The sequence below is a fragment of the Microbacterium sp. H6 genome (assembly GCF_003314775.1).
Lineage (GTDB): Bacteria > Actinomycetota > Actinomycetes > Actinomycetales > Microbacteriaceae > Microbacterium > Microbacterium oxydans.
This window is the reverse complement of sequence record NZ_QOAY01000107.1, coordinates 476-7,182: the sequence shown is the minus strand read 5'-3', so window position 1 is coordinate 7,182 and position 6,707 is coordinate 476. Positions and strand designations below refer to the sequence as shown.

The window sequence follows — 6,707 nt, the reverse complement described above, 5'->3', positions numbered from 1 at the left end:
GGGTCTGTCCGCGGAAGAAGGCGGGCCGTCTGATCGCGTTCCAGATCATGACGACGATGCCGACGACGATGATCAGCATGCCGAGGATGAACACGATGCCGACCCCGCCGATCTGCGAGCCGGAGCCGTAGGCCGGGTCCATCGAGTCGATCAGCGTGGTGAAGAACAGCACCGCGAGGATCGCGCCGCCGACCAGCGGGAACAGGAACGTGAAGAAGAAGTTCCGCGTCGAGTCGAACCACTGCTTGCGGAAGTACCAGACGCAGGCGAATGCGGTGATCCCGTAGTAGAAGCAGATCATCATGCCGAGTGTCAGGATGGTGTCCCACAGCGTGTCCTCGCTGACGATGCGCATCACGGCGTAGAAGGCCGATGCCACGATGGCGGAGGCGATGGTCGCGTACCCCGGGGTGAAGAACCGCGGGCTGACCTTCGCGAACGACTTGGGCAGTGCGCCGTAGTGCCCCATCGCCAGCAGGGTGCGCGCGGGACCCACGAACGTGGACTGCAGCGACGATGCCGAACTGGTCAGCACCGCGAGCGACACGAGGAACGCGAGCGGGCCGAGGATCGGGCCGGAGAGGTGGAAGAACACGTTCTCCTGGATGTCCTCGTTGCCGAGGCCCAACGCTCCGGTGCCGACGCCGGCGAACATGATCATCGCGACCGCCAGCAGCAGGTACAGGGAGACGATCATGAGCACCGTGACGGTGGCGGCACGCCCCGGGGTCTTCTCCGGATCCTTGGTCTCCTCGTTCATGGTGAGGGTGACGTCCCAGCCCCAGAAGATGAAGATCGACAGGGAGAGGCCGGCGGCGACGGCGCTGAACGACGAGATCGCGAACGGGTTGAACCAGCCGAGGTCGAACGGCTGGTAGTCGAAGCCGTTGCCGTTCACCGCCTGCACGATCGCGGCCCCGGCGAAGAACAGCAGCACGAGGATCTGGAAGCTGACGAGCCAGTACTGCAGCTTCTGCGTCGTCTGCATGTCGCGGTACGAGATCCACGTCGCGCCGAGCATGAACAGCAGGCACACGCCGATGTTGATCCAGGTGACGCTCGCGAGGGAGGCGATGTCGGGGTTGCCCGTGATCTGCGAGATCAGCAGGAAGAGGAAGTCCACGGCGATGCCCGCGAGGTTGGACAGCACGAGGATCGTGGCGACGACGAGGCCCCAGCCGGCCATCCAGCCCACCCAGGGACCGAAAGCACGGGCCGCCCAGGTGAACGACGTGCCGGAGTCGGGCATCCGGTTGTTGAGCTCGCGGTAGCCGAAGGCGACCAGGAGCATCGGGATGAACCCGACGAGGATGATCGCCGGGATCTGGGACCCGACGGTGGAGGCCACGGGTCCGACGGCCGCCGTGAACGTGTAGGCGGGCGCGATGCACGAGATGCCGATCACGACCGCGCCGATCAGGCCGACCGTTCCGGCGCTCAGGCCCTTGGTGGAGATCCCGGTGGTGACGCCGGATTCGGGCTCCGTCGCCCGGTGGGTGCTGCTCATCAGCGTTCTCCTGCTTCGTTGCGGGTGCGCGGGACGACGATCATGGGGACGGGCAGAACGTGCAGCATCTTCGCCGCCGTGGAGCCCAGGAACAGTCGGCGCGGCTGTGCCAGCCGGCTCGATCCGACCAGGATGACCTCACCGGGAAGCCAGGAGAGGTTCGCGACCGCATCCTCGACCGTGTCGCCTGGGGCCTTCTCGACCGCGGCGGTGCGCCCGTCCGGAAGGAGCTCGGTCGCCATCGCGAGAACCTCTCGACCGTGCGTGTCCCCTACGGTGCGGATGGCTCCCGTGTCGAGGCCGGGTGGCACGTCGAACGGCACGAGGGAGACGAGTCGCAGATCGACACCGCTGTCTCCGGCGAGCGACACCGCTTCGTCGAGCAGCGCGTCCGCGCCCGGCCGTGAGCCGACCGCGACCGTGACACGCGGGATGACGTGGTCGTCCTGCTGCGCGGTGCCGGCAGGCGCCAGGGCGACCGGGATGGTCGACGAGTGCAGCAGCTCGGAGGCCACGCTGCCGAGACGGTGGCGCCCGAAGATGCCGCCGCCCGCCGCGCCGATCACGATCAGACGTGCGCCGAACTCCTCACCGGCGGCGATGAGCCCCTCGGCGAACGACTCGGAGAAGCGGACGTGTCCGCTGCGGATCAGCTCCTGCGGCAACCGGACGACGGCGTCGCCGAGCCACTTCTTGGCCTGCGAGCGGATGTGCTCCTCGTAGGCGCGCTCCGGCGGCACCGCAGCACTGCGCGTGCCCTCGTTGGGCAGCACGATCACCAGGTGCAGGGTCGCTCCCAGGCTGCGGGCGATGCGCGCACCCAGCGCTGCGGCATCCGCTCCCGCGTCCGTCGCCGTGTATCCGACGACGACCGACCCGGTCATCAGCTGCTGCTCTCGACAGCGCCGGCCTCACGACTCGCATCGACGATGTTGGAGGCGACCAGGTGTCCCATCCGGATCGCACCGTCCACGTGCTGATACCCGGCGCCTGCCATGTCGCTGCACGCGAAGTGGATCGGTCCGACCGCGCTGCGCAGGTCGGCGCCGTAGCGGTGCAGGCCGCCCATGTCGAAGCTGGCGGCATAGGCGCCGCGCGTCCACTCCTCGCTGCCCCAGTCGCTCTCGTAGTAGACGACCGGGTTCTTGGCCTCGGGGCCGTAGTAGTGCGACAGCGACTCGAGGATGCGCTCCTTGCGCTCCTCGGCCGAGAGCTCGAAGACACCGTCGGCGTTGGCGTCGGAGACGAAGCCGACCAGGGTGCCACGCTCATCGCCGTGGTTGGTGTTGTCGTAGGCCTCGTGCGACAGTTCGTACGGGCTGAACGCGGTGCCGCTGAGACCCTGCTCGCGCCAGAACGGCCGGTCGTACACGGCGTGCACCTTGATGACGAAGCCCATCGAGAGGTGCTGGTGCAGCTGGTGCTGGCGGCGCGGAAGCGGCGGGTCGAACGAGATGCGGCTGTAGAGAACCGGTGCGTGCGCGAGGATCGCGTGGCGGGCGCGCACGGTGAGCTCGTCGGTGACGGCGACCACACCGGCATCCGACCACTCGAGGCGGCGGACGGGCTGGTTCAACAGCACGTCGTCGCCCAGACGCTCGGCGAGGCGCAGCGGCACCTGCTGGAGACCGCCCACGACGCGCTTGTCGAGGATGAAGTCGGCGTCGACCAGGTTCGAGTAGGAACCGGCGGACGCGGCCATCAGGAGCGACTGCAGGAGCGAGAACGAGTGCGTGGGTTTGGTGAGCATCGCGGAGCCCGTGGCGAAGGCGAGGTTGCGCACGGCCTCGTCGTCGTCGGTCTGCGAACGCAGCCAGGCATCCCAGGTGATGGAGTCCCACTCCTCGGCCTTGGGGTGCGCCCACGGCTGATCGGGGTCGATCTCCGCGACCAGCGCGTCGAGGATGCCGGTGATGCGGGCGATCACGGCCTCGGTCTCCGGCGAGACGGGGAACATCTCCCCCGTGAAGCGGTGGGTCTTCCCGTCGGGTCCGACGTAGACGCTGTCACCCTCGCGGTAACGGCTGTAGGTCTCGAGGCCCAGCTCCTCGATCGTGTCCTTGAGCGCGTCCTGGTCGGGCGAGACCCACTGGCCGCCGATCTCGAGCATGGCACCGTCGATGACGTCGGTCCACAGGCGGCCGCCCACCCGGTCGCGGGCCTCCAGCACGGCGACCGACAGGCCGGCCTTGCGCAGGTCGTTCGCGGCCGTGAGCCCTGCGGCTCCGGCACCGATGATGAGTACGTCGCGGGTGATCTCAGACATCTGCAACTCCTTCGTTGGGGGAAGTAGTGCCGGTCGCGACCCGAAATCCCCCGATTGGGGCCGCGACCGGACAGGGGGTCAGGCCGCGCGGGAGCGCGGCCTGCATGTTATTCGGCGGCTGCAGCCAGGGCTGCGGCCACGATGTCGAGTCCTTCGTTCAGCAGGTCGTCGCCGATCGAGAGCGGAGGAAGGAAGCGGATGACGTTGCCGTAGGTGCCGCAGGTGAGGACGATGACGCCCTGCGCGATGCACGCCTTCGCGACGGCCGCCGTGAGAGCGGCGTTCGGTGCCTTGGTCTCGGGATCCACGAACTCGGCGGCGATCATGGCTCCGTGGCCGCGGATGTCTCCGACGCGCGGGTCGTTCTGCTGGATCGCGGTGAGACGGTCGATGAGGATGGTGCCGATCTCGCGTGCCCGCTCGATGACGCCGTCGTTCTCGAACACGTCGATCGAGGCGAGGGCCGCGGCACAGGCGATCGGATTGCCGCCGTAGGTGCCGCCGAGACCGCCGGAGTGCGAGGCGTCCATGATCTCGGAACGACCGGTGACGGCGGCGAGCGGGAGGCCGCCGGCGATGCCCTTGGCCGTGGTGATCAGGTCGGGCTCGATGCCGAAGATCTCGCTCGCGAACATATGACCGGTACGGGCGAAGCCGGTCTGCACCTCGTCGGCGATGAAGACGACGCCGTTCGCGCGGCACCAGTCGACGATCGCGGGGAGGAAGCCGTCGGCCGGGACGATGAAGCCACCCTCGCCCTGAATGGGCTCGATGATGACCGCGGCCAGGTTGTCGGCACCGATCTGCTTCTCGAGCTGGAGGATCACGCGGGCCGCGGCCTCGCGCCCGTCGAGTCCGTCGCGGAAGGGGTACGACATCGGCGCGCGGTACACCTCGGGGGCGAACGGGCCGAAGCCGCTCTTGTAGGGCATCGACTTGGCGGTGAGCGCCATGGTCAGGTTCGTGCGGCCGTGGTAGCCGTGGTCGAATGCGACGACGGCCTGGCGACCGGTGTGCTTGCGGGCGATCTTGATCGCGTTCTCGACCGCTTCGGCGCCCGAGTTGAACAGGGCGCTCTTCTTGGCGAAGTCGCCGGGGGTGACGCGGTTGAGTGCTTCGGCCACGCCCACGTAGGACTCGTACGGCGAGATCATGAAGCAGGTGTGCGTGAACTGCGCGGCCTGAGCGGCGACGGCCGCAGCGACCTTGGGGTGCGCGTTGCCCACCGTGGTCACGGCGATGCCGGAACCGAGGTCGATGAGCGAGTTGCCGTCGGCGTCGACGACCACTCCGCCGCCCGCGGCGACGGCCGCGATCGGAACCGTGTGTCCGACACCCGCGGCGACGGCGTCCGCCTTGCGCGCGAGGATCTCGGCCGAACGGGGGCCGGGGAGGTCCGTGACCAGGCGACGCTCCTGCGGGAGGTCGGGTCCACCGAGAGGGACTGCGGGGGCTGCGGTGTCGAGGAGTGCCATGTTCGCGAGCGTACGGCGGTGACCGAGACTGCTGCATTCACCGGTCTGTACAATCTGTAGCGTCAGTTCGCCTGCGTGTATAAGTTCCGGAGGATGTCATGGCCGTCACCGCTCAGCCGACCCTGCGTGCGCTGCTGCAGCGTCGTGACCTCGGGCTCTCGCTGGTGCCTCGCGAAGCCGACATCCCGGAAGGCGCTCTCGACCGCCCCCTGCGCTGGGTGCACAGCTCCGACCTCGCCGACCCGACCCCGTTCCTCTCGGAAGACCTGGCACTGCTGACCACGGGGACGCAGTTCGACGAGGCCGTGAGCATCGACACGTATGTCGGGCGACTCGCAGACCGCGGCGTGATCGGCCTGGGGTTCGGTACCGAGGTGCATCGCTCAGGGATCCCCGACGAGCTCGTCGAGGCCTGCGCTGTGCACGGGATGCCCCTGTTCGCCGTACCGTACCGCACCCCGTTCATCGCCGTCGCACGTGCACACTCCGAGGCCATCGCGGCTCAGGCCTATGCACGACGGTCATGGGCACTCGACACGCAGCGCGCTCTGGCCCTCGCCGCCCTCCGTCCGCACGGCCTCGACGCGACGATCGCGGAGCTCGGGCGTCGGCTCGACGTCTGGTCTGGCATGTTCGACGCCGCCGGAGCCCTCACGTTCGCTCACCCGCGTGACGCCATCGAGGCGCGTGTGCTCCACGAACTCGGCTCCCGCGTGGTCGAGATCCTCACGCGGGGGCTCGAGGCCGGGCAGTCGCTCAGCATCGAGGGTCACTCGTTCATGCTGTTCACGGTGGGCCGCGGCGGACACCTGCGCGGCGTCATCGCCCTGGCCATCGAGACGCTCGACCCCGAAGCACGTTCGGTCGTGACATCGGTCATCGCCATGGCGGGACTCGCGATGGAGCAGAGCGAGCAGCTGGCGCGCAGCCGACGCCGCCTGCACACCCAGCTCCTCGGCTCGCTCCTCGCCGACGACCCCTCTCTCGCCAGACGGGTGCTGGGAAGCCTGCCACCCGCGCCCGTGCTGGTCGCGGTCGCGGCCGACGCCCCTGCGGGACCCCTGGCCGACTGGTGGGAGCGACACCGGTCCGAACACGGCACCTCCTTCTTCCTGGCCGAGTCCGAGGACGGCGTCACGATGTGCGTGTCGGTCGCCGACGAAGGGCTGCTCGATGAGGTCGCCGCGCGGTTCGGCATCCGCATCGGCGTCTCCGATTCGGAGGGCTACGATTCGTTCGCCCGTGCCCATGCGCAGGCACTCACCGCGCTGCGCCAGCAGGGCACGCACGGGGTCGCCCGCTACGCCGACACCGTGGGGTCGAGCATCCTCACCGCTCTCGCGACGGACGAGGCCCGCCTGGTCGCCGAGTCGCGCCTCGCACCGGTGCGCGAGCACGACGCCCGCACCGGAGCCGATCTCGAACGCTCGCTGCGCACGTGGCTGGAGCACGACGCGAA

5 protein-coding genes are annotated in these 6,707 nt (G+C 68.9%); 1 reads left to right on the top strand and 4 read right to left on the bottom strand.

Annotation, left to right across the window (positions count from 1 at the left end; translation table 11 throughout):
• The 4 genes from DSP71_RS07275 to gabT form a co-directional block, all read right to left on the bottom strand.
• A partial coding sequence (locus DSP71_RS07275; protein ID WP_147251231.1) for an APC family permease occupies window positions 1-1,507 on the bottom strand: 1,507 nt, incomplete at its 3' end.
• On the bottom strand, window positions 1,507-2,391 hold the full coding sequence (locus tag DSP71_RS07270; RefSeq protein ID WP_113680748.1) for a universal stress protein: 885 nt from the start codon (window positions 2,389-2,391) through the stop codon (window positions 1,507-1,509). The genes DSP71_RS07270 and DSP71_RS07275, both read right to left, overlap by 1 nt.
• Window positions 2,391-3,773, bottom strand: coding sequence for an NAD(P)/FAD-dependent oxidoreductase (locus DSP71_RS07265; RefSeq protein WP_046747855.1), 1,383 nt, complete (start codon window positions 3,771-3,773; stop codon window positions 2,391-2,393). The genes DSP71_RS07270 and DSP71_RS07265 overlap by 1 nt, the downstream gene beginning before the upstream one ends.
• A gap of 107 nt (window positions 3,774-3,880) precedes the next feature.
• The gene (gabT, locus tag DSP71_RS07260) at window positions 3,881-5,248 is read right to left on the bottom strand and encodes a 4-aminobutyrate--2-oxoglutarate transaminase (protein ID WP_046747854.1); all 1,368 of its coding nucleotides are present in this window, start codon (window positions 5,246-5,248) and stop codon (window positions 3,881-3,883) included.
• Between the two features lie 98 nt (window positions 5,249-5,346).
• Here gabT and DSP71_RS07255 point away from each other — a divergent pair.
• Window positions 5,347-6,707 (top strand): PucR family transcriptional regulator (locus DSP71_RS07255; protein ID WP_113680747.1); only part of this gene is annotated, 1,361 nt, incomplete at its 3' end.

Bases quoted from the DNA above. Each gene is read 5' to 3' on its own strand.
- DSP71_RS07270 (WP_113680748.1), bottom strand. From the start codon at position 2,391: ATGACCGGGTCGGTCGTCGTCGGATACACGGCGACGGACGCGGGAGCG.
- gabT (WP_046747854.1), bottom strand. From the start codon at position 5,248: ATGGCACTCCTCGACACCGCAGCCCCCGCAGTCCCTCTCGGTGGACCC.
- DSP71_RS07265 (WP_046747855.1), bottom strand. From the start codon at position 3,773: ATGTCTGAGATCACCCGCGACGTACTCATCATCGGTGCCGGAGCCGCA.